The 25777-nt window shown below is 58.0% G+C and carries 27 protein-coding genes; 10 read left to right on the top strand and 17 right to left on the bottom strand.

Annotated elements, in window-relative coordinates; genetic code table 11:
* Positions 1-628 precede the first annotated feature (628 nt).
* From NCHU2750_RS27045 to NCHU2750_RS27035, 3 genes are all read right to left on the bottom strand, one after another.
* The gene (locus tag NCHU2750_RS27045; RefSeq protein ID WP_119944903.1) at positions 629-889 is read right to left on the bottom strand and encodes a hypothetical protein; all 261 of its coding nucleotides are present in this window, start codon (positions 887-889) and stop codon (positions 629-631) included.
* 141 nt (positions 890-1030) lie between these two features.
* Positions 1031-1411, bottom strand: coding sequence for a response regulator (locus NCHU2750_RS27040; protein WP_119944902.1), 381 nt, complete (start codon positions 1409-1411; stop codon positions 1031-1033).
* Positions 1412-1414: 3 nt separating this feature from the next.
* On the bottom strand, positions 1415-3073 hold the full coding sequence (locus NCHU2750_RS27035; RefSeq protein WP_162939821.1) for a sensor histidine kinase: 1659 nt from the start codon (positions 3071-3073) through the stop codon (positions 1415-1417).
* A gap of 406 nt (positions 3074-3479) precedes the next feature.
* Here NCHU2750_RS27035 and NCHU2750_RS30715 point away from each other — a divergent pair, with 406 nt between their 5' ends.
* A complete protein-coding gene (locus NCHU2750_RS30715; protein WP_205583930.1) occupies positions 3480-3719 on the top strand; it encodes a hypothetical protein in 240 nt (79 codons plus the stop codon).
* Between the two features lie 88 nt (positions 3720-3807).
* Here NCHU2750_RS30715 and NCHU2750_RS27030 read toward each other — a convergent pair whose 3' ends face one another.
* Together NCHU2750_RS27030 and NCHU2750_RS27025 are read right to left on the bottom strand one after the other, a co-directional pair.
* A complete protein-coding gene (locus NCHU2750_RS27030) occupies positions 3808-3957 on the bottom strand; it encodes a hypothetical protein (RefSeq protein WP_162939819.1) in 150 nt (49 codons plus the stop codon).
* A gap of 154 nt (positions 3958-4111) precedes the next feature.
* Positions 4112-4462, bottom strand: coding sequence for a response regulator (locus tag NCHU2750_RS27025; protein ID WP_162939818.1), 351 nt, complete (start codon positions 4460-4462; stop codon positions 4112-4114).
* Positions 4463-4691: 229 nt separating this feature from the next.
* On the opposite strand from NCHU2750_RS27025, the gene NCHU2750_RS27020 reads away from it, so the two are divergent.
* Together NCHU2750_RS27020 and NCHU2750_RS27015 are read left to right on the top strand one after the other, a co-directional pair.
* Complete coding sequence (locus NCHU2750_RS27020) at positions 4692-5549, top strand: SDR family oxidoreductase (protein ID WP_119944898.1); 858 nt, start codon at positions 4692-4694, stop codon at positions 5547-5549.
* Between the two features lie 26 nt (positions 5550-5575).
* Positions 5576-5782, top strand: a complete 207-nt coding sequence (locus NCHU2750_RS27015) for a hypothetical protein (protein ID WP_119944897.1) — start codon at positions 5576-5578, stop codon at positions 5780-5782.
* An 82-nt stretch (positions 5783-5864) separates the two neighbouring features.
* Here the strand turns inward: NCHU2750_RS27015 and NCHU2750_RS27010 are convergent, their stop codons facing one another.
* Positions 5865-6113, bottom strand: coding sequence for a DUF2934 domain-containing protein (locus tag NCHU2750_RS27010; protein WP_119944896.1), 249 nt, complete (start codon positions 6111-6113; stop codon positions 5865-5867).
* A gap of 165 nt (positions 6114-6278) precedes the next feature.
* On the opposite strand from NCHU2750_RS27010, the gene NCHU2750_RS27005 reads away from it, so the two are divergent.
* The 3 genes from NCHU2750_RS27005 to tkt all read left to right on the top strand — a co-directional run bounded on the left by NCHU2750_RS27005 (position 6279) and on the right by tkt (position 9563).
* The gene (locus NCHU2750_RS27005; RefSeq protein ID WP_119944895.1) at positions 6279-6593 is read left to right on the top strand and encodes a plasmid stabilization protein; all 315 of its coding nucleotides are present in this window, start codon (positions 6279-6281) and stop codon (positions 6591-6593) included.
* 66 nt (positions 6594-6659) lie between these two features.
* Positions 6660-7367, top strand: a complete 708-nt coding sequence (locus tag NCHU2750_RS27000; protein ID WP_502703884.1) for an MgtC/SapB family protein — start codon at positions 6660-6662, stop codon at positions 7365-7367.
* A gap of 168 nt (positions 7368-7535) precedes the next feature.
* The gene (tkt, locus tag NCHU2750_RS26995; RefSeq protein WP_119944894.1) at positions 7536-9563 is read left to right on the top strand and encodes a transketolase; all 2028 of its coding nucleotides are present in this window, start codon (positions 7536-7538) and stop codon (positions 9561-9563) included.
* Positions 9564-9604: 41 nt separating this feature from the next.
* On the opposite strand, the gene NCHU2750_RS26990 is transcribed toward tkt, so the two are convergent.
* The 10 genes from NCHU2750_RS26990 to NCHU2750_RS26945 form a co-directional block, all read right to left on the bottom strand.
* The gene (locus NCHU2750_RS26990) at positions 9605-9814 is read right to left on the bottom strand and encodes a hypothetical protein (protein WP_162939817.1); all 210 of its coding nucleotides are present in this window, start codon (positions 9812-9814) and stop codon (positions 9605-9607) included.
* Between the two features lie 48 nt (positions 9815-9862).
* Complete coding sequence (locus NCHU2750_RS26985) at positions 9863-10288, bottom strand: response regulator (protein ID WP_119944892.1); 426 nt, start codon at positions 10286-10288, stop codon at positions 9863-9865.
* Positions 10285-11412: a PAS domain-containing protein gene (locus tag NCHU2750_RS26980; protein ID WP_119944891.1), complete on the bottom strand. Its 1128-nt coding sequence runs from the start codon at positions 11410-11412 to the stop codon at positions 10285-10287. The genes NCHU2750_RS26985 and NCHU2750_RS26980 overlap by 4 nt, the downstream gene beginning before the upstream one ends.
* Positions 11413-11473: 61 nt before the next feature.
* A complete protein-coding gene (locus tag NCHU2750_RS26975; protein WP_119944890.1) occupies positions 11474-13291 on the bottom strand; it encodes a PAS domain S-box protein in 1818 nt (605 codons plus the stop codon).
* Positions 13292-13555: 264 nt separating this feature from the next.
* Positions 13556-14362 (bottom strand): class I SAM-dependent methyltransferase, encoded by an 807-nt coding sequence (locus tag NCHU2750_RS26970; protein WP_119944889.1) that lies wholly within the window; start codon positions 14360-14362, stop codon positions 13556-13558.
* Positions 14359-15426 (bottom strand): glycosyltransferase family 4 protein, encoded by a 1068-nt coding sequence (locus tag NCHU2750_RS26965; protein ID WP_245480549.1) that lies wholly within the window; start codon positions 15424-15426, stop codon positions 14359-14361. Before NCHU2750_RS26965 ends, NCHU2750_RS26970 begins: the two co-directional genes overlap by 4 nt.
* Before the next feature lie 2 nt (positions 15427-15428).
* A complete protein-coding gene (locus NCHU2750_RS26960; protein WP_119944888.1) occupies positions 15429-15827 on the bottom strand; it encodes a 6-pyruvoyl trahydropterin synthase family protein in 399 nt (132 codons plus the stop codon).
* 15 nt (positions 15828-15842) lie between these two features.
* Entirely contained in the window at positions 15843-16814 is a 972-nt protein-coding gene (locus NCHU2750_RS26955) for a zinc-dependent alcohol dehydrogenase (protein WP_119944887.1), read from the bottom strand.
* Between the two features lie 2 nt (positions 16815-16816).
* Positions 16817-18730, bottom strand: a complete 1914-nt coding sequence (gene mdoH, locus NCHU2750_RS26950; RefSeq protein WP_119944886.1) for a glucans biosynthesis glucosyltransferase MdoH — start codon at positions 18728-18730, stop codon at positions 16817-16819.
* Between the two features lie 318 nt (positions 18731-19048).
* Positions 19049-20164, bottom strand: coding sequence for a Gfo/Idh/MocA family protein (locus NCHU2750_RS26945; protein ID WP_119944885.1), 1116 nt, complete (start codon positions 20162-20164; stop codon positions 19049-19051).
* Between NCHU2750_RS26945 and NCHU2750_RS26940 the strand changes: the two genes are divergently transcribed.
* Both NCHU2750_RS26940 and NCHU2750_RS26935 read left to right on the top strand, forming a co-directional pair.
* Positions 20163-21728, top strand: a complete 1566-nt coding sequence (locus NCHU2750_RS26940; RefSeq protein ID WP_119944884.1) for an MFS transporter — start codon at positions 20163-20165, stop codon at positions 21726-21728. The genes NCHU2750_RS26945 and NCHU2750_RS26940 overlap by 2 nt on opposite strands.
* A 577-nt stretch (positions 21729-22305) precedes the next feature.
* Entirely contained in the window at positions 22306-22536 is a 231-nt protein-coding gene (locus NCHU2750_RS26935) for a hypothetical protein (RefSeq protein ID WP_119944883.1), read from the top strand.
* A gap of 699 nt (positions 22537-23235) precedes the next feature.
* Here the strand turns inward: NCHU2750_RS26935 and NCHU2750_RS26930 are convergent.
* On the bottom strand, positions 23236-23787 hold the full coding sequence (locus NCHU2750_RS26930; protein ID WP_119944882.1) for a flavin reductase family protein: 552 nt from the start codon (positions 23785-23787) through the stop codon (positions 23236-23238).
* A 172-nt stretch (positions 23788-23959) separates the two neighbouring features.
* On the opposite strand from NCHU2750_RS26930, the gene NCHU2750_RS30710 reads away from it, so the two are divergent.
* Together NCHU2750_RS30710 and NCHU2750_RS26920 are read left to right on the top strand one after the other, a co-directional pair.
* Positions 23960-24298, top strand: a complete 339-nt coding sequence (locus NCHU2750_RS30710; protein WP_162939816.1) for a hypothetical protein — start codon at positions 23960-23962, stop codon at positions 24296-24298.
* Positions 24299-24654: 356 nt separating this feature from the next.
* Positions 24655-25731 (top strand): catalase family protein, encoded by a 1077-nt coding sequence (locus NCHU2750_RS26920; RefSeq protein ID WP_119944880.1) that lies wholly within the window; start codon positions 24655-24657, stop codon positions 25729-25731.
* Positions 25732-25777: the final 46 nt, after the last annotated feature.

The raw sequence follows: 25777 nt of genomic DNA, 5'->3' as shown, positions 1-25777 counted from the left end.
CAGTTCAGTCAATAGGCTGCTCATTACCCCAGTTCGCTCGACGTCTCCACGGTCTTCGGTGTTCCTCAGCGTCACGACCAGAGCATCATGCTGGGGACCTCTGGGGCCGGTATTGAGGAAAGCGCTGACTGGCTTCACCGTCTGATGGCCGCGGATGGCAAGTTTCCACGGTGGAGCACCATCATCGAGCCCTGACGATCCTTCCCGATCGACCAGGTATCGCCGTTCGAACTGCGTGAGAACTCCCTGACCTCTACGAGGTCAGGGACATCGGACGATGATCGGAAGGTCTGCTCGCCACAGTGATCGACCCGATGCAGAGCAGCGTCGGCATTTTTCACAAGCGTTTCGCGATTTGCATCAGCATCTTCGCTTGTCCGCGCGGCGTCGCTGGTCGGGTCAAGTTCCTGAGTCATGTCCTGGTGTACTGTCGCTAGCGTTGCGTTCACAGAGAACGTGGACCGCTAACCTGCGGTGAGCGAGAACGGTTCCAACAGATCAAGATTATCGCCGTCTGTAACCATCTCGAAGATCCAGCTGATTTCTGACCGGCGGAGGCTGAATCTTCTCGAAACCCCATATCGAGGAGCCGATGATCGAGCCAGTTCAAAGCGTGGTCGACGTCTCATTACCCGGTCGCAAGCCTGCGAATCTCGGTCAGGTCATGAGCCGCAGCAATGTCGGCTAACGCTTTGTGGGCGTCCATGGCCTGAAGCAGAGCCGGTAGCGTGTTGTGGCCTTCACGGAAAAGGTTGAGGCAGATTTCGGCAGCGATTACCGTGTCGGGATCATCCTTGGAGAACCCGTGTCGGCTTCTCCAGAATTTCAAGGCGATGTCGATGATTTCCAGTTCGACCGGGCCGAACGTGGTTTCGAAAAAGGATGGCATTTCGGTATTCCTTCACGGCGCAAAGCCATGTGGTGGACACGAGCTGGAATTCAAGCTCGGGCCGAACGATTGAGATCTGACGTTAATTTGATCACATGAGGTCAACCATGTCGCTCAGGCATTGAATGGAACTGGCTGTACTCAGACACCGGCCATCCAGCGGAGCGTTGCCACCACTTCCTGATGATCATACGGCTTTGGGAAGAACACCGTTCTGGCCGGGATTGCGCTATCGTCCAGCCTGAAATGCCCGGATGTGATCACAATTTCGATTGGCGGCCAGCGGTCGCGTATTGCGGCCGCCAATTTCAGGCCGTCCATCGAGCCGGGCATATCGACGTCGGTGAACACGATGGTGATGTCGGTTCTGGCTTCCAGCAACGCGATTGCTTCGTCGGCATCGCGCGCCTCGACGGGTTCGAAGCCGGCATCCTCGACCATATCCATGGCCATCATGCGCAAGAGCGGTTCGTCCTCGACGACAAGGACAGCCCTCCCATTTGGCTGGTTCAACTGCCCCATCCATCATTCCGTATGTTGTATCTGGTGAAGGCCGGCCGTCATTTCGGCCCTGAACCCTGCCGGCTCATAACTCACGGTCACCCCGCCGGTTCCAATCAGGCCCATGCGAATGAGTTTGGAGCCAAAACCGCTTCCCGACGGAGGCTGGACTAGAGGGCCTCCACTTTCCTCCCATCTCAGCTTGAATATCTCGCCATCATTGCCGCCAACCACGCTCCATGTCAGGTCGATCCCTCCAACGTCATTGGACAGGGCTCCGTACTTGAGCGCGTTGGTGGCCAGCTCGTGCAGGACGAGCGAAAGCGATAGCGCGCCCTTCGGCCCGATTGCGATATCTGGACCGCTGGCATGGAGCCGTTCGCTCGGCACGAGGCGCTGCAGCGTCGCAGCGATCAGTGACCCGATCGGCGCCGTATGCCAATATTGATCGAACAGAATGTCGTGGGCGGAGCTCAGCGCCTGCACGCGCTTTTCGAGCGCCTCGACCGGCTCACGCTCTTTCACCGGCTTGAGCGTCTGTTTGGCGATCGCCTGAACCATCGCAAGCGTGTTCTTGAGCCGATGGCCCATTTCGCGATTGATCACGCTCTGCTGCTGCTCGGCCCGCTTCCGCTCGGTGATGTCGGTCGCGGCGCCAAACCATTCAATGATGGCCCCCTGCTCGTCCAGAACAGGGACAGCGCGGGATAATGTCCAACCGATCTGGCCATCGGCCTGCCGGACGCGGTGCTCGAACTCGAACACATCTTTCTCGGAAATCGCCCGATCGATCGCAGCCTGGATTGATGGGACGTCTTCTGAGAGAAGATAGGCATCCTGCCACTGCACGCTTGGCTCATGGGTATTGGCCAAAAAGCTGCGGCCATCGAGCCGTCGCATTTCCTTCCAATCGGCGCTCATCTGATAGATGACGTCGCTGGTCGCCGTGGTGAATGCCCGGAAACGCGTTTCGCTCTGTCGCAAACGTTCGGCACCTAAGACCGTGTCGGTTGTCTCGACCACGGTATCGATCATGCCGGCGATATTGCCCTGATCATCGCGCAAGGGGCTGTAGCAGAATGTAAAATAGGCCTGCTCATCATAGCCATGGCGATTGATGACGAGCGGGAAGTCCTCGATGAAGGTCGGCCTTCCCTGGTACGCTTCCGTCGCGATCGGCCCGATCTGCTCCCAGGCCTCCGACCAGATATCTGCGAATGACCGACCGATCGCGAGCGGCTTTTCACCAAGGATAGGCAGGAAGGCATCATTGTGGATGGTGATCAGATCTGGTCCCCAGATCACCGCCTGCGGGAAGCTGGAAGCGAGGGCCATATCGACAATGGTCTTCAGGGATATCGGCCAGTTCTCCATTGCACCGAGGGATGTCTTCGACCAGTCGAATTCGGCGACGACCTGCTGCATTGGCGCAGGCGACAGCGTCTTACTATGAGCTTCCAATCGACAGTCCTGATCCCGATGAACATGCGGGCGTCCGGCACCCGCCCGATAGAGACTTTTAAATAGCGCGGACTCCGGCGCATTCAATGAAAGACGAAAGTAAGCTGGAGAATTATGAACCAGCCGACACGCATCTCGAGAACGTCTGTGCAAAACTTCTAAAATAATTCCTAAGCTCGTGGATTGTTTCGTTGGTCGCGGCGAAGTCGCATTTACCGCCACTGTTGCCCGTCCGTCGCTCGACTCTTCGAGATGGCCGTGTTTTCCTGCCTACAACTGGAAGGAGCATCTCGTGGTCTATCAATGGGATCCAATCAAAGCCCACCGGACAAGTATGATAAAACTTTCTCTGGCATTGGTTGCGGCTGTCGTTGTGAGCGCCCTGCCGTTGTGGTGGCTTCTGAGAGAAGCATACCTTTAGTTGAAACGGGGTATCACCCGCTTCCCTCGTCTCATTGCCACGAATGGTTCTTTGATTGCTGTCGCCCTTGAGCGGGCGGCCGATTAGATTTGTCAGCATTTGAGCATGTCTGGTGCTCGGGATCGGTATCATAATGCGCGCGCCGAGCTTGCAACCCTCTGGAATACTCACAATAATCCCCGCTCATCCATCAATCAGAACACCCCCATGGACCCGACATACAGACCCTCGCCTGAACGCTCACAGCTCTCCGGTCGCTACACTGAGAACGGCACTACGGTCATCGTGGAAATCTTCCGCCGTTTAGAAAGCGTCGCTTGGCGGATGGAAGTGACGAGTTTGGAAGACCAGCTGACAGACTGGAATGAAACGTTCTCTTCCGATCAAGAAGCATTGGACGAGTTCATTTATGTCGTCAACACCGAAGGCATCTCGGTCTTTTTGTAGCGGCTTGCAACATCTTTTTCGTCGCCCAGCCCTCGCTGCTAAGCAGCGCAGACACAGCGCTCTTTATCGCTCACCGACGGGCAGAAAATCACCGAAACCATTTTTCGGCTGCGGTCAGCAGTTCTTGCTCATCCGTAATGCCGTCCTGGAACAGCCGAACCAGCAACATGGCCAACTCATCGGGGTGGGTATCATGTTCCGGTATAACCTGGGCAAAAACGCGTTCGAGCATCGCCAAATCGGCAGGCCTGAGGATAACATTGGCTGGCAGTCGTCCACGCATGCTGGAACGGTAGCGGCATCCTGCGTTTACGACAATAGACGATATTGCCGACATCTATCAGATGCATGCTGTGATCCAGCACATCGTTCATGCAGTGTTCGTGCTGGATCTACCGGATAGCCGCTTCGATTTTCGCAGACAGATCAAACTCGGAGTAAGGCTTGCTGAGGAACTGTGTCCCTTCCTCAAACCCTTCTGGCAATTCCGCATAGCCCGTGGAGACCATGACGGCGAGTTCGGGTTTGATCAGTCGTGCCTCACGCACCAGCGCGGCACCTGACATCCCGGGCATCGAATGGTCTGTGATCAACAGGTCGATCTTCTGTCCTTGGCCGAGGATTTCGAGGGCCTCAGCTCCCGAATGGGCTTCGATTGCCTCGTAACCCAGCGCCTCCACCATATCGACCGCGGTCAGCGCGATCAGAGGCTCGTCGTCGACGATCAGGATGCGTGATGTCACCGGCTCCTCCGCTCGCTGTCCAAAAACACGTCTCGGCCCGATAATTTAGGACGCTTCCTGCTGATGTCACGGCCTCTTTGGAGACGCCTGGAACATTCCGTTTGCGCCGTCGGTTTTCCAGTTTGTGAAACCGGCCTGCGAACCGACTGCGCTCCACGGCATTTCACCCGCAGGATGAGAGCGCTGATGGCCGGTAATGATTGGAAACCGCTTCCAGGAAGGAAAAGCGATGACGACCTATCCGACACCCCCGTTCGACACGCCGCGTCAGCCTATGCCAGGCTCGACACGTGCGATGTCGCCGCTCCCGGATCACGGAGAAGAAACCTACAAAGGGTCAGGGCGGCTTGCCGGCAAGAAGGCGGTCATTACCGGTGGCGATAGCGGGATTGGTCGCGCCGTTGCCATCGCCTATGCGCGTGAAGGCGCCGATGTCCTGATATCCTATCTCGACGAGGACGAAGATGCCGAGGAGACCAAAGCCTGGGTCGAGAAGGCTGGGCGCAAGGCGATCCTGGTACCGGGTGATATCCAGTACGCGCCGCACTGCAAGGAAATCATCGATAGCGCCGTCTCGCAGCTCGGAGGGATCGATATCCTCGTCAACAATGCCGCACACCAGGCGAGCTTCTCCGAGATCGGCGATATCAGCGATGAGGAATGGGAGCTGACGTTCCGGACGAACATCCACGCGATGTTCTACCTGACGAAGGCAGCGGTTCCCCATATGAAACCAGGCAGTGCGATCATCAACACCGCCTCGATCAATGCAGATAGCCCAAGCCCTCACCTGCTCGCTTATGCGACCACCAAGGGCGCGATCCAGAATTTTACCGCAGGCCTTGCGCAGATGCTGGCCGACAAGGGCATCCGCGCGAACGCTGTCGCGCCGGGTCCGATCTGGACGCCGCTCATTCCGTCGACCATGCCGGATGAAAACGTGAAGAATTTCGGCAAGCAGGTCCCGATGCAGAGGCCGGGTCAGCCGGCGGAGCTCGCAACATCCTATGTGATGCTCGCCGATCCGCTGTCGAGCTACGTCTCGGGCGCAACTATTGCCGTCACGGGCGGCAAACCAATTCTCTGATCACCTAGTCGAACAAGGAGGAAGCGATGGGCAAGCCAGAAGATGATGCAAAGGGCCAGTACGCGCCGTCACAAGCGGACCGGAAGGCCACTGGCGTTCATAGTGCCAAGCCAACCGTCGTGACCGGATCCGAGGACGCGACGGTCAACCGCACCCCGCCCGGCGAGAAAAAAGAGAAAGACTTTGATCTGAACTATGATCCCACCGAGACCAGCGGCACGGACGAAAGATAACGATAGATCGTCGTCCGCTACACCGTATTAGCATCCGCCCGACATGTCTCTTTCGGGTGGATGGCTCAGGATTTCGTTGCGGCTATGCAGCGGTCGCTTGATCGCCGGGCTTCGATTTTGCTGCGGTGCGGGCGGGCTTTGCCGGATTTCTTTTCGAGACCTTTGTTTTTGGAGACACCCCGCCAGCGTGATCGGAAGACCAAGTCTGCGGCATCCCAGTTGATCGCGTCGCTTCCTCAGCTTCACGCCAGTGACGCTCATGCTGGCCATCCGGCCGGCCCTCTGCCTCCCATCGTGCATAGGCCTGTCTGCTGATTTCCTCTTTACTCATTAGATCTCCTCCTGATTTTGGCTACCGAATTCCTCCGCGGACCAACTAAATTAGGGCATCCTTTTGTTGCGCCAAGGATCAATCCTACTTGCTCACTCTGCATCGCGGAACTTCATCAGGCCTTCAAAGTTTTTCTTGCGTCTGATGAACTTGGGAGATGTCCTCATGCCCCGTGGCGATAAGTCCGCTTACACCGACAAGCAAAAACGAAAAGCCGAACACATCGAGGAAGGCTATGAGGATCGCGGTGTCCCGGAAAAAGAGGCCGAACGTCGCGCTTGGGCGACCGTGAACAAGGAGAGCGGTGGTGGCAACAAGTTCGGTTCCGGTCGCGGTCATGCCGAAAACCATGCCTCTTCGGAAAGAGGGGGCCGCAAAGGAGGCCAGGCTTCTGCTGCGCGAACGAAGGAAGAGCGATCCGCCTCGGCAAAGAAGGCTGCTGCAACGCGCAAGCGCCACGAGCACCATGCGCATCACTGACATAGCAGCCGGCGCTGATACACGTCCACGCCGATTTGGACAGACACCGCCCGAACGACGGTAACGATGATGTTCTTCGACGAGCTGATGCCGATCATACCCACTTGGCCGGATCTTGGCTTGCGGATCGCCGCCACTTTGGTTGCCGGCGTCCTTATCGGCATCAACCGGGAACGCGGCGGTCATGCAGCAGGCCTCAGGACCACAGTATTAGTCGGATTAGCGGCGTGTATCTCGATGCTTCAGGCCAATCTGCTCCTGTCGACGAGTCAGGCGGCGAATGGGTCGATGGACGCTCTGAGACTGCCGCTCGGCATTTTGACCGGTGTCGGCTTCATCGGCGGCGGGGCCATTCTGAGGCGTGGCGATGTCGCGACGGGCGTGACGACTGCAGCCACGCTCTGGCTGATGACGGCCATTGGCCTGTGCTTCGGTGGTGGGCAGCTGATCATCGGCACTATCGCCTCGGCGATCGCCTTTGTCACGCTTTCTCCACTGAAGGCGTTCGGTCTCTGGTTATCCAGCGAGCAGAAGGGATCGGTCGGTATAAAGGTCCCGGCGGGCGACAAGCTCCCAGACATTGCTTCGTCACTGCCACCCGGCGCCGAGGCCTGTTTTATCGCTATTCGTCCGATCGATACGCATCACGAAGAAGTCCTGTTCGAACTGCGCTGGAAGACGAATGCAGGCAAGCCCACGTCGACCGAGCTCGTGACTGCCATTCGCGCTCATCATGACGTCAAAAGCTTTGAACATCGCACAACCGTCACCTGACATAGAGCAACAGCGCCGGCTGCAAGGTGATGCACGGGTGAGCGTTATTGGCCAAGGAACTTGCCGCTTATCCTGTCGTTTTCAAACACGTACCGACAAAACCCTTCCAAGAAAGATGCCTTTAACCCGCGGCTCGCACGCGGGGTAAGGCACGTAAGAGGAGTGATCATGTCCGACATCGCTGACCAGACCCGCAAAACCGTCCCCACACCCAAAGATCAACATTTGCGCGATATGGCCGATTGCATCCGGTTCCTGTCGATGGATGCGGTTCAGGCGGCCAAAAGCGGTCACCCCGGCATGCCTATGGGCATGGCCGATATCGCAACGGTGCTGTTTTCCGATTTCCTGAAGTTTGACGCCGCCGATCCGCATTGGTTCGACCGGGATCGCTTTCTCATCTCCAACGGCCATGGGTCGATGCTGCTTTACAGCCTGCTCTACCTGACCGGCTATCAGGATATGACGATCGAGGAGATCAAGCGCTTCCGCCAGATTGACAGCCGCACCGCTGGCCATCCGGAATATCATCATGCGACCGGTATCGAGACGACGACCGGGCCACTTGGCCAGGGCATCGCGAATTCGGTCGGCCTGGCGCTCGGCGAACGGATCCTGAACGCTTCTTTCGGCGATGAGCTGGTGGATCACCACACCTATGTCTTTCTAGGTGACGGTTGCCTCATGGAAGGCATCAGCCACGAGGCCATTTCGCTGGCAGGCCACCTGAAGCTCGGTAAGCTCATCGCATTCTGGGACGACAACTCGATTTCGATCGATGGCGCGACAAGCCTCGCCGAGTCCGACGATCAGCCTGCTCGCTTCCGGGCAGCCAGATGGCATGTCCAGGAGATCGACGGTCATGATACCGACGCCATTCGGGCAGCCATTATCGAAGCCCAGAAGGTGACAGACCGCCCATCGCTGATCGCGTGCAAAACGGTCATCGGGTTCGGATTCCCGACCAAGGCGGGCACGCAGAAAGCCCATAGTGATGCGCCCGGCGAAGACGAGATCGCCGGAGCCCGGGAAATCCTAGGCTGGACGTCTCCGCCTTTCGAGATTCCGAAGGACCTGCTCGAAGCATGGCGGAAGATCGGCGGAAAGGGTGGCACAGAGCGCGGGGCCTGGGCAAGCAGGGTTGAGGGAAGCGGAAACCGCGACTTCGAGCGGCGGATGAAAGGCGAGCTGCCTCAGAACTGGAAATCGGCGATCGGCGCAGCCAAGACCGAGCTTCTCGCATCCGAGAAGGATCTGGCGACCCGACAGGCCAGCGGCATCGTGTTAAACCATCTATTCGACGCGATCCCTGAACTTCTTGGCGGATCGGCAGATCTCACGCCATCGAACAACACCAAGGCGAAAAACCAGGTTGAAATCAGGCCCGGGAATTTCGAGGGTTCGTATATTCATTACGGCGTCCGTGAGCATGTCATGGCGGCCGCCATGAATGGTCTGGCGCTACATGGTGGCATTATCCCATATGGCGGTACATTCCTGACATTTTCCGACTACTGCCGTCCTTCGATCCGCTTGGCTGCGATGATGGAAATCCGTTCGATTTTCGTCATGACCCACGATTCCATCGGACTTGGTGAGGATGGTCCGACCCACCAGCCGATCGAGCATCTCAGCGCGCTCAGGGCAATTCCGCGGCTGGCCGTCTACCGACCAGGAGATCCGATCGAGACTGCAGAGTGCTGGGAGACGATCCTCGATACCCCGCGTGAGGCAGCGCTGCTCGCCCTCTCTCGCCAGCCTATGCCGCTCCTCCGCCGGGACTCTTCCTCGGAAAACCAATCGGCGAAAGGTGGTTACGTCTTGCTCGAGGCGGAGGGCGGTGAGCGGCAGCTGACGATTTTGGCAACAGGCTCGGAGCTTCACTTGGCGGTCGGGGCGCGGGATGCCCTGCAGAAAGACGGGATTCCAACAGCTGTCGTGTCGATGCCGTGCCGTCTCGTGTTCGAACGGCAAGATGCCGGTTATCAGCGCCAGGTGCTTGGCGAAACCCGCGCGCGTGTGGCAGTCGAAGCGGCTGTCCGCGATTCCTGGGATCGCTATCTTGGTCTCGATGGCGAATTCGTCGGCATGCATGAGTTCGGCGCATCGGGCAAAATCGGCGACGTCTACGCCAAGTTCGACATCACGACAGACGCCGTGGTGCGCGCAGCGCGAAAAACATTGGCCCGGGTCTGATCGCCCGGACCAAACCGCCAAAATCGAATGGCAGGCAAGATCTACTGGGATCTGCCTGCCGCCGGCCAATCGTTTGAGGGCTCCTCAACCTGATGATCGGATCGATTGTCCAACCCGTCACGCAGCTGGGCAGATTCTTGCTCGATCATATAAATAACCGCAGACCGCTCGGCACCCCTGGCGACGAGCTCATCAACCAGAGCCAGAAGCTTTGGCTTGACCTCTTTCAGAATGTTCTGATTTTGGCTCATTATTTCCTCCCACGTGTTATCCGCCTCTGGCAAATGCTCCTCCAAGCATTAGCCGAAGCGCTTTCCTGCGTTCGCATCCTCCGCCAGGACCAGGCTCGCTGGCGGCGCGCCGCTTTCTTCACCTCCAATAATCGCCGACATATAGGCGAGGGCATTCTTCATGCCGTTCATCGTATAGGGCTTTTCGATTGCTCCAAGCGCGCCGGCAAAATCTTGCGGTATCCGTTTGATATTTCCGCTGACGAAGACATAGGGGATACCGGCAGCCGCAAGCTCGCGCCCCACGTCGATTCCGGTCGGACCGTCCATCAGGTGGATATCGACGAACGCGAAGTCGGGCTTCGAGGCATCGATTTGTTCGCGTGCCTGAGTGCTGCTCATGGCAAGACCTGTCACCTGATGGCCTGCCATTTCCACTTCGCTCTCAAGCTCCATGGCAAGCAGCATTTCATCTTCGACAATCATGACTTTCAATGCGCATTCTCCTGGTGGTCGCCAACGAGCAGCACCACATCGACGACGGTCTTTCGACCGTCCTGTTTCCGTTCGATTTCAGCGCCCAACTGCAAGGCCGATGCTTCCAGCAACATTTTGCCGAGCTCAGCGCTCTCGCTGTCCGGCTCGACTGGTTCCGACGTGTCTTCGACACGGATCAGGAAATGACCGTTCAGGCGCCGAACGACAACATGGATATCGCCGCCGCCATCGCTCAAACCACGCCGGACGGCATCCCCGACAAGCTCGTTGACGATCAGGGACAGCGGCGTTGCCTTCACGGCCGGTACGAGAAGCGGGGAGAGATCCAGAGACAACCGGATGTCCTTGCGGCCGGTGGCATCCACCAGATCCGTCACCAGCTCTCGGGTGAATTCCGACATGTCGAATTTGGAGACGTCATCGAGCGTGAACAGCTTGCGTTGCACCGTGCTGAGCGCTTCGATGCGATTGAGGACCGACATCAGTGTATGCCTCTGCCGATCGTCTTTGGTGACGCGCGCTTGCATTTTAACGATCGAGGCCATGGTCAGCAGGTTGTTCTTCACCCGATGATCAACCTCGTGGACGAGCAGTGTACGCGCATCCAGCGCCGCGCGAAGGTTGGCGGTATGCTTTGCCACCTCTGCCTCGGCCTGATGTCGAGCCGCTGCGAGATCCGCTTCCCGGCTTTTGACTGTCGTGAAATCAAGCTGGGAGGCAAAGAAATAGATGATCTTATCCGCTTCGTCCCGCACGGGGCTGATAAAGACGGCGTTCCAGAACGTGCTGCCGTCCTTGCGGTAGTTCAGAATATCCACTGCCACATCCTGGCCGGCGGCAATGTTGTCGCGAATTTTAGCGACGGTGTCCCGGTCCGTCTCCGGCCCCTGCAGAAAGCGACAATTCCGGCCGATCACTTCGTCATCACTGTAGCCGGTCAGTTTCCGGAATGCCTCATTGCAAAAAATGATCGGATTATCGGGCTGGCTGGGATCCGTGACGATCATCGGCATGCGCGTGGCTTTGAACGCCGCCGCGAATGGATCTTCACTCACATGTCCGGCGACCAGGCGATCACCCGCGTTGCGCGCGTCGTGTCGATTTTGATCCTTTTCCTGCATAGCGGTCCTGATTGCGTTACGTCACGACAGAAGTCATGGCGGTAGAATTCGTTCCTGCTGGTTATGCTCTGCCATGCGGCGGGAGCAATGCCTCGATCTCGCAGATGACCCCGGCAGGGTCGTAGATGATGGTCGATGCCCCGTTAAGCTCCGCCGCTAGTAAGCGCTCGACGAGTCGCGATCCGAAGCCCTTCTTGGTCGGGATATCCACTTTCGGCCCGTGGCTCTCCTGCCACCGGAGACTGAGAGCCGAGGTTTCAGGGTCATAGGTCCAGATGATCGACACCCGTCCCGTTGGGACGGACAGCGCGCCATATTTGGCCGCGTTCGTTCCAAGTTCATGGAGGGCGAGCGAGAATGTTGCAACAGCCTTTTGCGGCAGAAGAACCGATGGACCGGAGATCGTAAATCGCTCTGGCGGGTAAGGGGCAGCGGCCTGCTCCACCACCGCAGCGAGGTCCGCGCTCTGCCAGTCACCTTCCGCAAGCAGATCGTGAGCGTGGGCCATTGCCGAGAGGCGCGCCTCGAACGCGGCGACCGCGTCCTGTGTATCGGTCGCCTTCGCGAAAGTCTGACGCGCAATGGCGATCACCGTCGCGAATACGTTCTTGACCCGGTGATGCAACTCGCCGATCAGCACCGCCTGAAGCCGGTCAGCTTCCATTTTCGCGGAAATATCATGAGCGATTTTCGAGGCCCCGACAACTTTGCCGGCGGTGTCATGAATGGGTGAGACGCTCAATAGAACGTCGACCAGATGGCCGTCCTTGTGGCGGCGCTTGGTCTCATAGGCCTCAATCACCAAGCCAGCTTTGACCTGCTCGAGCAAAGCCGGCTCTTCATCGACCCTGTCTTTCGGCACCAGCATCAAGACAGACTGACCGACAATCTCCTCGGCCGTGTATCCATAGAGCCGCTTAGCGCCTCCGTTCCAGGCCGTGATCGTCATGTCCAGGTCGATGGCAAGGATCGCATCGTTAGAGGATGCAATGATAGAAGCCAGGCGGCGCTCGGCTTCCTGAGCTTTCTTGCGCTCACTGATGTCGACCGAGATGACGGCAACCTGATGGATTCGCCCTTGGTCATCGCGCAGCGCGGAAACCGTATTGTTCACCCAGATGAGGCCACCGTCCTTCCGGACGTAGCGCTTCTCCATATCGAAGCTTTCGCCGGTCGCGGCCAGCCGGCTGAACAGGCGGGTTTGCTCGGGCATGTCACCGGCATAGGTAATGTCGGCGATGTTTTTCCCGAGAAGTTCTCCCTCTTCATAGCCGACGATCTCACAGAACCGTCGATTAACGTGCATGATCTCGCCTTGAAGGCTGCCCTGACCAATGCCGGCAGCCGACTGGGATATGACTGCCCGAAGCCGCTCCTCGCTGGCCTGCAGTGCCTGATCGGCTCGGACACGGTCGGTCGTTTCGTTGACGATGCAAAAGACGCCGCGGACTGCTCCATACTCATCGCGAATGGCTGAGTACGAAATGTCGAAATAGACGGTCTCCGGGTAGCCGTGCCGCTCGATGTAGAAGGGACGATCCTTTGCCGCCAGCGTCTCGCCGGTCTCCATTACCCGGCGCAGAAGCGGCTCGAGATCATCCCAGAGCTCGGGCCAATTCTCGCGCGCCGGACGGCCGAACGCCCTGGGATGTCGTTGGCCGATCGTCGGAGCGTAGGGCTCATTGTAGAGCGCAACCAGATCGGGGCCCCAGAACATTACGATCTGGGCCATCGCGGGAAGCATGATATCGACGGCGGATCTCAGACAGAGAGGCCATGACGACGGCGGGCCGAGGATGGAATCGTCCCAGTCTCCGCTCTCGACAAGCCGAGAGATCTCGTCCGTCCCTTTGAAAGTCTTCCCCGTTTCGCTCCGCATCGGTACCCGCTCTACATTTCCATTGCGTGACTGCAATTTGTTCCCGTTGTGTCGCTGCCAGATTTATGGCGCAGGCCTGGCTCTGCAAGATCTTTCGGCAATGAAGTCGGAGCGAAATGCCAGCGCAGATATAGACGCCTATCATGACTATCGACTGTAGTTCGGTCTTGACCCCTCGGTCTCGCTCTCCCATAGCGCTGCGTGGGAGTAAGAGCCTCCTTGACAGGCGGTTCATGAAACCCGCCACGATCATGTTGTCGTACTTCAACCAGTTGTCGCCATGGAAGACGCAAATGCCAAGACGTCCCAATGGCCTACTTCGCAAGATGAACTGTTGGTACGTGCGAGCCGGTGCTGGCGCCAATCGTCTAGCAGAAGCGGATCGAGGCTTCGCATTTCGCCAGCGGCATGTGCCATGCCCTCAATGAACTGACGGTGAAGCTCGCCATGCTCAGGTCCGAACCGCCACGAGCTTTCACCGACGAGCACCCTGAAGCCAGCTTTCTCGAAGACCTGCTTCAGGGCTGGGCCACTATCCCGCCCAAGCGCGGGGCCCATGCCCTTGTCGTTACGCTGATGATCGTTGAACGCCGCGACCACGACACCGTCAGCCTCGTGTTGTTGGCTCCAGGTGCAACTGCCATTATAGTTGAGCGCCGCATAGAGGCTTGCCCTCTGCGCTTTCAAGCAGAACGCCAATGTCTCGACCAGCTCAAGAGACACGAGGTCAAACAAAGCCGAGGCCGTCACAAGCGTCGTACCAGCAAACAGATCGTTTGAGATATTCGTCAGATCCAGACTGACGAATTCTAGATGATCGTTCGCCCCATGGCGTGACCGCGCCTCGTCCAGCAGGCGTGGATCGTTATCTACGAGTTGCCACCGCCAGCCCGATGCCTCGGGTGAGAGGGCCCGGAAAGTCGAACCGGTGCCACACCCCAGATCGACGATCCGCGCTTCAGGGCCATTCTCAGCCACGAAGTCGACTGCAAGCCTGCGAAGACCTGCATGACGTGCGCTGTTATCGACAGGCTCGCGCAAATCGAGCCAGCGGGACTGAAAGCCGGTCATATGATCGTATCCAAAAAGTCTGAAATAGCACGGGCCTGTAATGACCAATCAGGAAGCGAGCGGCTCGCCTGTAGTGATCCGGCCGCGAACTTGCGTCGTCTCTCGGGATTATCGAGCAGAGACGCCAGTGCTTGGGCAAAAGCTGCAACGTCACCAGGATCGACAAGCATACCAGCCGTTTGGGGAACCACATCCGCAACGGCACCGCCCCGGCATGCAACGATCGGCAAACCATGCGACATCGCCTCTGCGAAGACCATCCCGTAGCCCTCATAGCGGCTCGCGAGCGCGAAGATGTTGGCCCGTCCGAATTCAATAGCAACGTCGTTGACCGCGCCCGTCAAAGCAATGCGATCGCTGAGGCCGTACGCGGCGACTTGTCGCCTCAATGCGTGGGCTGTTTCTGGGCTCATGGTCGCACTGCCGACAATTCTGCATTGCCACGGTCGATCGGCCACCATCTGCAGGGCGGAGATAAGTGTTGCGTGATCCTTTCGTTGTGTCAGCGAACCTACAGCAAGGATCAGAGGTGACTGCACCGATCGGTCCTCGCGCTCTGCAGGTATTCGCACGGGACGATCAGTGCCCGGAACAGCTACAAGAATCGTCTCAGGATTCACCCCGAATTCCCCTGTCAACGTGTGAGCGGTGGCAGAGCTTGTCACGATTACACCGCGAGTCGCCTTAAGGGCGTCTTTTTCACTATTTTTCAGGCCTAGACGCAGATCGTCGGTCAAGCCTGTTTCGAGGGCCAGCGGATGATGCACGAGCGCCACCAACCTTAATCGCGCGGCTTCGGCGGTTGCGACCTGCGGCATTGCCCCAAAGGCAAGACCGTCGACAAGGACAAGGCTGTCATCGCCGATTGCCGAGAACCTGGCCGCAACGTCGTGAATATCCCGCGCAGCGGGATGGGGGAAAGCTCCCGGCAACACCATGTGGTCGACCGTCCAACCGAGAGCTAGGAGCTCCCTCATTACTCGTCGATCATAACCATAGCCACCGCTTGGGGTCTCGATGTCGCCGGGGATGGCGAATGTCAGTTGGCGATCGTCTGCTGACACGCTTAGACCTCGCTCTCATACCAGGCGCGAGCGACATGGCTTTCATGAAGCGTGATCCTCAAACGCTTGATACGTGCCCCACCGAAGCCGAGACCGCCTTGCTTGATACGGCGGCGCAATTCATCGAAGATATGCTTTGCCAGCACCTCGGTCGTGGTCACCCTCCCGCGAAAATCTTCAAGCTCGTCGAGATTCTGGTAATTCAGCGGCTTGACCGTTTCCGCGAGAACCGTCGTGGCAAGCCCGATATCGACGCCGAGACCATCCTCATCCAGATCTTCGGTCATGAAGGCTGCATCGACGACAAAGGTCGCGCCGTGCATGGCCTGTGCCGGACCGAATACCGGGCGCGGCAGGCTGTGGGCGATCATCATGTGATCTCGAACCTCGACGGCAAACATGGATGTCCTTTCAAATTATCGGTAGCGGATGCGGTGGCAGAGAGTGGCGGGGTCGGCAAGGATGCCGCAATAGGCACCTGCCATGTCTTCAAAGGCGGTCTCTCCCGAAACGAGAAGATCAAGTCGGTCGTCATCCAAAAGCGCGAGCGCGGTCTCCAGCCGCCGGGACAGCGGCCAACGCGCGCGGCGAGAAACCGAGACGTGACCGACTTGCGAAGCGACTATGGAAAGGCGCTGGCTATGGAAGGATCCGCCAAGGGGGATCTCGACGCTTCGAGAGCCATACCAGGACATCTCGACGATCCGGGCCTCGAAGGCTGCGAGCGAGATGGCAGTCGCCAAGCCCTCCGCACTTGCGGAAGTATGAAACACAATGTCGGCATCGCCGGCGAGCTCTTCGATCTCGTCAGGCGTCCTGAAATCGCAACCGAATGTCTCTGCCAGATCTCTGCGTGACGGGTTAAGATCGACGAGAGATACCCGCGTTGCGGGTATCGCCGCGGCGAGGAAAGCGATCAGCAAGCCAATCAGGCCCGCTCCGACAATGGTCACCCTGTCTCCAGGGGAAATGCCCGCATCCCATACGCCATTCAGCGCGGTCTCCATATTCGCCGCCAACACCGCACGCGCCGGCTCGATAGAAGGCGGCACGGCGATAGCCATTTCCACTGGGGCATGGAAAACATCCTGATGCGGATGCAGGCAAAAGACCGTTTCACCAACTCTGTCTGTTGCGCCAGCCGTAATTTTTCCAACAGTGGCATAACCGTACTTGACCGGGAACGGAAAGGCACCGGATTGGAGCGGTGCACGCATGCGCTCGTACTCGCTCACCGGCACGGCGCCGTTGGCGACCAGCGCCTCGGTACCACGGCTGATGGCGCTGAAACGAGCTTCGATGAGCACTTCATTGGCAGCAAGCGCCCCAAGAGGCTCCTCTCGCAACTGCGCTTGCCGCTTATCGGTCAGCCAGAGAGCGCGGGCCATGTCTACCGTCCTCCCTCAGTCTGCTCAATGGATGCGCGCGGCCAAGCTCGGCCAGATGTTGGTCCGCCCCGGTTTTGCAGCCTGCGCCAACGGCGCGCCTCCTCTGGCAAGATCCGGCTCAGAACGCGCGGCATATGGCTTTCTTCCGGGATGGCAAACAGTCCGAGGCGCGTGCTCCATCGGCCGAACCAGCGCGAAGCGGTGACCATCGTAAAGGGAATGGCGGCACATAGGCCTCCGGTAAAGGGCAGTGCCCACAGCGTCGCAACGGGACCTCCAGCCTCAAAGACGACTACCGCGAGCGTCGCGCCAATGATGGTCTGCACTGCCATTGCCTTGATCACCGTTGGAAATGACACGCCAAGCTGGTCTCGGTTTTGCCCGCTCCACGTTACCGATCGGCCGAACACCAAGCCGAGAAGGAATATCGACACGGAGACTGCGATAATCGGTGCCATCAGCATTGAGGTGACGAGCTCGATCACGGTGGACAGGCCAAAGCGCAGCGGGCCACCGTAACGGCGTATCGCTCCCCGCGTGAACACCACATCGAGGACACCTGCGATCTTCGGCGAAATCGAAAGGAGGAAGACCGTGATAAACAGCCAGAAACCGAGCTCGACATAGGCTGGCGTGAAGCCCGTGGTCACTCCCTTCCAGGTGGCCGCAAAGGTCATGGCAATCCATGCCGGTGGTGCCAGATACATCAGGATGGCCTGCAATATCTGGAAGCGGCTGACGAGCTTTAGGCCTGGTGCGAACAGGAACCGCCAGTATTGCATATTGCCTTGGCACCAGCGCAGATCGCGTCGTGCAAATTCGATCAGCGTCGGCGGGTTGGCTTCGAAACTGCGGGTTTCGATCGGAAGAACCCTGACTTCGTAGCCGCCCCGGCGCATAAACGCCGCCTCGAGCTGATCGTGGCTCAAGATGTGCCCACCGAGCGGTGAACGCCCCGGCAGCACGGGAAGCCGGCAATGTGCCAGAAAAGCGGCGGTTCGGATTAGGGCATTGTGTCCCCAATAGGCGCCACAATCCGCTGTCCACCAGGTTGATCCCATAGTGAAGGATCGCATGCCGTGCCGCATACCGAACTGAAACATGCGAGCAAACCCACTCGTCGCAGGCATGCCCACCACAAGACTCTGGAGAATACCGATCTCAGGATGCGTCTCCATGGCGGCTGCCAACTTCACGATCACATCCCCAGCCATGACGCTGTCAGAATCAAGCGGCAGGAAGAAATCATAGTCCTGGCCGTATTGCCTCAGAAAATCTTCAATGTTGCCGGCCTTGTAGCCCACGTTCGATGCTCGGCGCCTATAAACCGGGCGATGGCCGCCTTCAGCCTCGATGGCGTCGACAAGGCGCAGGAAAGCCCATTCCTCAGCTTCCGCCATATGGACGTCGGAGGTATCGCTGAGGAAAAACAGCCTGAAGTGGTCGTCCAGCCCTGTCGAGCGAAGACTTTCCCATACGGCGCCGAGGCGTTCAAACACCGGCTGAGGGTCTTCATTTCTCAGAAAGACCGTGAGCGCTGTTTGTGACGACAGCGCCTCAGGCTGCATGTCCGCCCCTTCCTTGTAGTAAGGATAAATGCTCCTGGCCGGGTTGGCTGCCCCATGTAGGAGGATCAGGCCGATAACGGCATTCCAAAAACCAAGCACGGTCCAAGGTGAAGCGAGTAGGAAGCCCGCCATAATGATCGCGTCAGGCTCGAACACGCTTGCGGGCGACAGGACGAGATAGACGACGACATCCAAGGCAATGATCGTCACCACGTTTAAAGCCATCACCAGCCGTCGACGCCATGCCACAGGCATCCCCGAATGTCGGGCAACACCGCCTTCAGGTACATCACCCCTATCGATCGAATGAGCGCGCTCATGCTGCGCGAAAGTGTGCTGGCTGGTCATTCTGCAGATTTCTCTCGAACCGAAGGGGTAATCAACGAGCTAGAGGCGTTACCGCCGCCGACAAGCCTCACAAAAACTTCAGTTCAGAAACAGGATGTTGCAACTGCTGCCGCTCGACATCACGTCGGAATTGATTTCATTCGATAATTTTCCTCTATGAAGTCGGCGTCGGCAAGGAAAGGTCAAAATTCGGTGCAGAATCCGCAGTCGATTAGGGGGCGTTCACGGATAGTTGTTACCATTTGAGTGCATGACTGTCCGGGCTGCACCTCGCGAGATTCCCGATCGCCGAAGGTGTGGCGGCTGGGCGAATGTTGGTCACTTTGACTGGGGAACGATGCTGATCATCGCTTTTTCCGATGGCTCTTTCGCAGGCGGCAGCTCCAGCGCTTGGTCGGAAGATACCTGCCGCGTCCGCTCAGCAGGCGGAAGGATGACCGTCTCGCCCGTATCGAGCGACCTTTCCACGGCTGCAAGGACACGCATGTCCATCAGGCCTTCCTCGCCGTCGGCTTCAGGATCGCGGTCGTTCAGGATGCAGTCGGAGAAATACTGGGTCTCGTTGGCGAACTGGTCGACAGGATTAAAGCTATGCGTCTTCTCACCATCTGCGCTTTTCTCGACATAGGTGATGCCGAGCTTTGGGCCGAACATGAAGCACGGCGTCGCATGGATCGTCGCCTTGGTGCCGACGAGCGTGAAGTTCTCAGCCGTAGCCGCCGCATAGCTGACGGTGAACTGGGCCGTCTTTTCGCCGGGAAAGCGTAGGGTGACCGCGACCGTGTCATGGAAGTCGAAGCCCCGATCGGACGCCTTCGTCCCGACGGCATGGACTAAGACCGGTTCTCCGCCAAATAGGTTGCGGGCGGCGTTCAACGGATAAGTCCCCATGTCCGGAACGGGACCGCCCCAATAACCATTATGGCCACGGGAGTTCTCCTCGGCGACATTCTGGGTGAAGGTCGACGAGAACGCGCGAAGCTCGCCAAAGTCACCCTTGCGGGCACGCGTGAACATCTCGACCGTGCCCGGCTCCTGGTGGAGCCTGTAGGCGATCATCAATTTTGCACTGCTCGCCTTCTGGGCCTTAAGAACCTTCTCGGCATCCTCGACGCTGGAGGTCATCGGCTTTTCGAGAAGGACGTGGATGCCCGCGCCGAGTGCTGTGATGACGTGATTGGTGTGATGGGCGTTCGGGGTCGCCACGTAAACGGCGTCGATTTCCCCGGACTTCAGCAGCTCGCCGTATTTTTCGTAAGTCCACGGCTTGATGCCGTACCGCTTTGCAAGCTTATCTGCCTTCACGGGGTCGCCAGTGACAAGTGCGGCGAGTTCGGAATTACTCGTCTGGCCTATGCCGGGCATGAATGCCTGCTGAGCGATCTGACCGCCGCCGACGACGGCATAACGAATTTTCTTTGCATCTGATGTCATGGTGGTGGCAATTCCATTTTCGGGTTATCGATCTGGACGCAGCCTAAATGCTTACGGCGACCAGAGCCCAAATGAGTGCCGGCAGCGAACAGTTCCCCTCACGAAGCGACAAAATGCTGCAGCGCTGAACCGCCGTTTCCACTTGGCTGGAGAGATGCTGCATCGCGGAACGGTTCGGCACGTCACGAGTTCTGGCCATAATCCCCGCAACAGACCCACGAGGCTCGCCATGTCAGCCGGATCAAATCCGTCTTCCACGCCACAAGAACAGACCGTACAGGCCATGTATAGCGATCATGAGCCGAAGGCCGAAAGCGTTGCGCTGGGGATGGTGATCGGTAAAGCGTCCGAGTTCTTCGACTTCTTCACCTACGGGATCGCATCGATCCTGGTTTTCCCGGCACTTATCTTCTCATTTGCCAGCGATCCGACCGCCGGTCTTACCTACTCGCTTCTCGTATTCGCTATCGGCTATCTGACGAGACCGCTGGGCTCGGCGCTGTTTCTCGGCATCCAGCGACGTTACGGACGCGGGTCGAAGCTGACTGTCGCCTTGTTGCTGCTCGGGGCGTCGACGGCTGGTACGGCTTTTATTCCGGGATATGCTTCGATCGGAACGGCGGCGGTCATCCTTTTGATTGCTTTTCGGGCGTTGCAGGGTTTCGCGCTTGGGGGTGCTTTCGACGGATTGACCTCGGTTGCCGCCGCCAATGCCAAACCCTCGGAGCGAAGCTGGTACACGACGATACCGCAGCTTGGTGCGCCGATCGGCTTCGGCCTTGCGCTTCTCATTTTCACCTATATCCACAGCTCTCTGTCGACAGAAGACTTTCTCGCGTTCGGGTGGCGCTATCCGATGTATGTAGCCTTCGCGATCAATGTCGTCGCTTTGTTCGCGCGCCTGCGTATCGTTGCCAGTTCCGAGTTTGTCGAGGCGACGAAAGATTTCCAGCTTGATCCGAAGCCAATCACTCGGATCGACAAATGGGGGGCGGTCTGGATCGGAGCGATTGTTCCCTTCGCAGGTATCGCAACTCTCGTCCTCATCACATTTTACCCGCTCGGCCGTGCGGTCGCGAGAGATAGCGCCGCCATCGGCACCACCTTTGTCTATGAGATCATCGGCGTTGCGGTCGGCATAATATCGATCTTTGCCGGTGCCTATCTGAGTAAGCATGTCGGGGCGTTGCGTGTCGTCAGAACAGGTGGCGCCGCCACTGTCGTCTTCGCGCTGCTCAGCCTGGTCTTTCTTCAGAGCGACGGCATTGGTACCGGTGCATTCATCATCACCGGCTTTGCGTTGCTTGGCCTGACCTATGGCCAGAACCCGCGCCTGGTCGCCCGTCAGTTTACCCGCCGGGATCGATACACCGGTGCGGCCATTTCGGCGGATCTGAGCTGGATCGTCGGCGCGGCTGCAACCCCAGTCGTTGCCGCGTGGCTGATCGACACCATTGGTTCGAGCGGCGTGTGCATCATGTTGATCATCGCCGGGGTCGGTACGCTCATGGCGACCCTGCAAATCAGAGATGGGCGGCGAGAGGAGATGGTGCCGGCTGAATGATCGGCTCATCGAAAACACTCGCAGAACGAATACCCCGACGCCCTTCTCCTACCTTCATGACCTACCACACCAAGAGATGACCAATGGGCGGCACGTCCGACAAGGCCAGGCTGGCAGAAGTGCGTATCCAAAAGCGCGCGGCGTCCGTAACGCAAATCCGACGGTGAAGACCGGATTGTCAGTGGCGTCAAGGAACTTAGCCGGGCGCGACTGGTTTGGTACTGGGTGTGGCCAAGTGGAGGAATATCCAATGAAGAAAATGCTCACCGTCGCAGTGCTGTCTCTGGGCCTCGCGACGTCCGCGTTTGCTCAAAACTCTGGCGGCTCTTCCGGCTCTGGCGGCGATAGCAGCTCGGGCTCAGGAAATAGCGCAGGCGACTCTTCCGGCAGCACGTCGGGCAATTCGAGCAATTCCGGCAATTCTGGAACCTCCGGATCTTCTGGCACGACCAGTCAGGGCGGTGGAGACGGCGGCCAAGCCAACCGCCCCTGCGGCCAGAGTTCGACGGGTGCCGATAATTCTGCCGCCGGTTCCGCTACCGGAACCACAAGCTCGGGCAGCTGCTAACCCGACATCATGGATGGCCTGGAATTGTTTCCAGGCTTTCTTTTTTTGGCGGTAGAATTGGAGGTCTCGATGCGAGTTGAAGACGAACCCGGTATTCAAAACCACACTGAGCCGTTACCGCAGCAGCGGCAGAAGGCGGTGTTCGGCCGATCGGTGCTGATCGTTATCGCTATACTGGCTACGATGGCTGCCTGTGTATGGATCGGCATCGCGGTCTATGCGACCAGCGCCAGTGCATAGTCATGACAGATGACCTACCGTCAAAGCGCGGATACGGCCGAAGCGCTCTTGTGGTCATGGGTGCCATATCTGTCATGATTGCGATTGCCGCCTTCTGGCTTCTGATAATGCCGGAAAGGGTCTGAGCAACTGGTGGGTAGGGCAGCGAGCTGACGTTACGATGCCGGCAAATACGGCTGGGTCATTTTCCATCGCGAAAGCCGGCGGTATGCAAGCTATGCCGTCGGAGTGCGAAGGCGTATGTGGCGATGGATGAAGACAGCGGCAGTGATTGGCCCGGGCCGCAAACCGAATATAGGGCATTTGTTATCGTAGTCGTATTCTGGATACCTGCATCAGCTTTTTTGAACGGCCCATCAACATAGGCCGTCAACGTGTGCAGTTCGGAAACTCCTTTCGCTGCTCCATGGCAAAATAAGCCATCAGGTCTTCGGACTCCCGTATGAACCGTCCGGGAAATATCTCGACAATCGGGAATGTGATTTTCGCGATTTTTTCGGAGAGCTGATACTTCACAGCTACCTCATCCGGGGCTCCCCTAGAGAATGCCCGGATGATAAATCGATCCGAAATGCCAGGCTCTAGGAGTGCCAGACGCAGTTTGAAGCTGTATGGGCCACCCGGTCTTTAGATACGAGAGGCTTGCTGTCATCTGGCATTGTGGATGATCAGCTTGTTGGCTGGCTTTGGGCGAAGGTATCATGTGACTTTGGTAAATAAGGCTTTTCGACTGGTCACATTGCCCGCGGTGATAAAAGCGCCACCACCGATATAGTGCAAGGTCTTCGGATGCACCGGTCTCTCGGCTACCCGAGCTTTCACGATCTCGAAGATGAAAAAATTACGGCTGGCAACCAGGGTGTCGTCATAAAGCCGGCATTCGAAACTCGCATGGCATTCTGCAATTGTGGGCGCGTCGACATAATCAGCCCGAGCCTTTGTCAGATCATATTCGTCGAATTTGTCTATTTCATCGCCCGAAGAATTGCCGATCCGCGAAACGGTGTCGATCTGGTCTACCGTGGGAAGGTTGACGATACATTGGCCACTGCGTCGGATCATTTCGTAGCTGCAATTTCCCGAAGAAATCATTGCACCCCAAAGCGAAGGTGTGAACTCAAGGATCGTATACCAGCCCAGCGTCATGATATTGTCCCGTCCATTCCATCGCGATGAGATAAGGACTACCGGCCCAGGCTCGAGGAAACGCCTGGCTTGGCTGACGGGAAAATCTTTCTTCGGGCTGTTCATAGCGGTGCAAACGATCCCTGGGAGGGTACGTTCCAACCATGATCGAACACTATGGGGCCAGTATTCATATGATTGGGGGCACTTTGAACGCCATTTCGATCCGCATTTCTATGGTTTCGGACATTAGGGAACGACACAGGCTCAATTGGGTTGTTTCGTAGAGGAGAGCCTGATGACAAACAAAACCAAAACGTGGATTGCCGTCTTGGCAGCAACGTCACTGGTGAGCGTCTTGGCCCAGTTACCTGCTGCGGCTCAGACGCCAGCACAGAGCGACTGCACCGCGCGACCACCTTCATCGTCCGAAGCAAACCGGAAAGCTGAGAAGATGCCAGACCTTTCGGATAAGCTTGATAAATGCAATGGCGAGCTCAAGGCCCCGCCGGTGGGCGACGGCGATATCATCGAGCCGGCACCAGACACCGGCAATTCACGCATTGTCAAACCTGGACAACTGCCGAGCGGCGCCAATCCATCTAATGGGTCCGACGGCACCAAGTCTCAGCCATGATCTTCGACCCGAGAGACGCCGGAACATCGCATTATAGGAACTCATGCCTGGTTACGGTCATCCATCGCCGAAGGGCCTGAACCACCGGTGATATAGAAAGTCGAGACAAATGACTCGACGACGCACCACCGCCGTCCAAAGCCAGCTGACCTGTTTCCTTTACATCGGTCGGGTCTCAGCCCGCCGTTTGCCACCCTGACTGGTTTTGGCTGTTCGAGGCTTTCCCTTGCATGGTCTCATGCCACTGGCCACGTCCTCTCGCGGCCGGGTGAAAACTATCGCGTGACCAGGCATCGCTTGCAGGAACTTCTACGTCTTTTAACGCTTTGGCTATCTCCCGCTAGCAAGGAGTTCTCATGCCGATCAAACCGCCAGTCCCCTACACGCCAGAGGTCGAAAGCGTGGAAGAAGACGAACAAAAGACCATCGCCGAGCTGAACGAGACCTTCGACATCATTCTCGACAAGACTGCCGAGGACTACGGGCACGCGGTGCGGTCGGTGCACGCGAAGGCGCACGGCATTTTGGAAGCGACGATGACGGTCAAAGATGATCTGCCACCCGAGCTTGCCCAGGGGCTGTTCGCCCGTCCAGGCACCTACAAAACCTATATGCGCATCTCGACAAATGCCGGTGACATTCTTCCCGACGCCATCTCGTTGCCGCGCGGCCTCGCGCTCAAGGTGGTCGATATCCCTGGCGGGCGACTGCCCGACGCGGAAGGATCGACGCAGGACTTCGTCATGGTCAACAGCCCGGTTTTCCAGGCTAAAAACACGAAGAAATTCCTCGGCAGCTTGAAGATGCTGGCCAAAACGACGGACCGAATGGAAGGTACGAAGGAAGTCTTGTCCGACGCGCTTCAAGGGATCAATACCGCGCTCGAAACTGTCGGCCTATCCAGCCCGACGGTGCAGTCTCTGGGCGGCGCGCCCGATGGTGATCCGCTTGGTCAGACCTATTATACCGTCACTCCATTCCGGTACGGCGATTATATCGCCAAGTTCAGCCTCCGACCTGTCAATCGGGATCTCACCGCATTGACCGGCAAGCAGATCGATACGAAGGATCAGCCGGACGCCATTCGCGACGCGGTGCAGGCAGAGATGCAGCATCTTGCCGGTGAATGGGAATTCTGCGTTCAGCTCTGTCGCGATCTTGAAAAGCAGCCGATCGAAGATCCCACAACCCAGTGGGACGAGAATGACGCGCCCTTCATGGCGGTCGCCACATTGCGTGCAGAGCCACAGGATAGCTGGTCTGACGCAAACGTGCAGAAAGTCGATGAGGCGATGCGTTTCAGTATCTGGACCGGACTTGCCGCGCATGAGCCGCTCGGCAACATCAACCGCGCCTGCAAGGCGACCTATGCGCATTCGGCCAAGTTTAGGGCAAGCTTCAATCGCTGTCCAATCCACGAGCCGACTTCCTGATGCCTGACCACGGTGCCGCTTGATGAGCGGCGCCTTTCCTTATTCA

Source organism: Neorhizobium sp. NCHU2750 (genome assembly GCF_003597675.1).
In the GTDB taxonomy this organism is placed as follows: Bacteria; Pseudomonadota; Alphaproteobacteria; order Rhizobiales; family Rhizobiaceae; genus Neorhizobium.
Note: the sequence above shows the minus strand (reverse complement) of the source record. Positions and strands in the feature narration are given on the sequence as shown.

What these genes read in the sequence shown, in the direction of transcription:
- NCHU2750_RS27045 (WP_119944903.1), bottom strand. Translation starts at nt 889, where the DNA reads ATGCCATCCTTTTTCGAAACCACGTTCGGCCCGGTCGAACTGGAAATC.
- NCHU2750_RS27040 (WP_119944902.1), bottom strand. Translation starts at nt 1,411, where the DNA reads ATGGGGCAGTTGAACCAGCCAAATGGGAGGGCTGTCCTTGTCGTCGAG.
- NCHU2750_RS30715 (WP_205583930.1), top strand. Translation starts at nt 3,480, where the DNA reads ATGGACCCGACATACAGACCCTCGCCTGAACGCTCACAGCTCTCCGGT.
- NCHU2750_RS27020 (WP_119944898.1), top strand. Translation starts at nt 4,692, where the DNA reads ATGACGACCTATCCGACACCCCCGTTCGACACGCCGCGTCAGCCTATG.
- NCHU2750_RS27015 (WP_119944897.1), top strand. Translation starts at nt 5,576, where the DNA reads ATGGGCAAGCCAGAAGATGATGCAAAGGGCCAGTACGCGCCGTCACAA.
- NCHU2750_RS27010 (WP_119944896.1), bottom strand. Translation starts at nt 6,113, where the DNA reads ATGAGTAAAGAGGAAATCAGCAGACAGGCCTATGCACGATGGGAGGCA.
- NCHU2750_RS27005 (WP_119944895.1), top strand. Translation starts at nt 6,279, where the DNA reads ATGCCCCGTGGCGATAAGTCCGCTTACACCGACAAGCAAAAACGAAAA.
- NCHU2750_RS27000 (WP_502703884.1), top strand. Translation starts at nt 6,660, where the DNA reads ATGATGTTCTTCGACGAGCTGATGCCGATCATACCCACTTGGCCGGAT.
- tkt (WP_119944894.1), top strand. Translation starts at nt 7,536, where the DNA reads ATGTCCGACATCGCTGACCAGACCCGCAAAACCGTCCCCACACCCAAA.
- NCHU2750_RS26990 (WP_162939817.1), bottom strand. Translation starts at nt 9,814, where the DNA reads ATGAGCCAAAATCAGAACATTCTGAAAGAGGTCAAGCCAAAGCTTCTG.
- NCHU2750_RS26980 (WP_119944891.1), bottom strand. Translation starts at nt 11,412, where the DNA reads ATGCAGGAAAAGGATCAAAATCGACACGACGCGCGCAACGCGGGTGAT.
- NCHU2750_RS26975 (WP_119944890.1), bottom strand. Translation starts at nt 13,291, where the DNA reads ATGCGGAGCGAAACGGGGAAGACTTTCAAAGGGACGGACGAGATCTCT.
- NCHU2750_RS26970 (WP_119944889.1), bottom strand. Translation starts at nt 14,362, where the DNA reads ATGACCGGCTTTCAGTCCCGCTGGCTCGATTTGCGCGAGCCTGTCGAT.
- NCHU2750_RS26960 (WP_119944888.1), bottom strand. Translation starts at nt 15,827, where the DNA reads ATGTTTGCCGTCGAGGTTCGAGATCACATGATGATCGCCCACAGCCTG.
- NCHU2750_RS26955 (WP_119944887.1), bottom strand. Translation starts at nt 16,814, where the DNA reads ATGGCCCGCGCTCTCTGGCTGACCGATAAGCGGCAAGCGCAGTTGCGA.
- mdoH (WP_119944886.1), bottom strand. Translation starts at nt 18,730, where the DNA reads ATGACCAGCCAGCACACTTTCGCGCAGCATGAGCGCGCTCATTCGATC.
- NCHU2750_RS26940 (WP_119944884.1), top strand. Translation starts at nt 20,163, where the DNA reads ATGGTGGTGGCAATTCCATTTTCGGGTTATCGATCTGGACGCAGCCTA.
- NCHU2750_RS26945 (WP_119944885.1), bottom strand. Translation starts at nt 20,164, where the DNA reads ATGACATCAGATGCAAAGAAAATTCGTTATGCCGTCGTCGGCGGCGGT.
- NCHU2750_RS26935 (WP_119944883.1), top strand. Translation starts at nt 22,306, where the DNA reads ATGGATGGCCTGGAATTGTTTCCAGGCTTTCTTTTTTTGGCGGTAGAA.
- NCHU2750_RS26930 (WP_119944882.1), bottom strand. Translation starts at nt 23,787, where the DNA reads ATGAACAGCCCGAAGAAAGATTTTCCCGTCAGCCAAGCCAGGCGTTTC.
- NCHU2750_RS30710 (WP_162939816.1), top strand. Translation starts at nt 23,960, where the DNA reads ATGACAAACAAAACCAAAACGTGGATTGCCGTCTTGGCAGCAACGTCA.
- NCHU2750_RS26920 (WP_119944880.1), top strand. Translation starts at nt 24,655, where the DNA reads ATGCCGATCAAACCGCCAGTCCCCTACACGCCAGAGGTCGAAAGCGTG.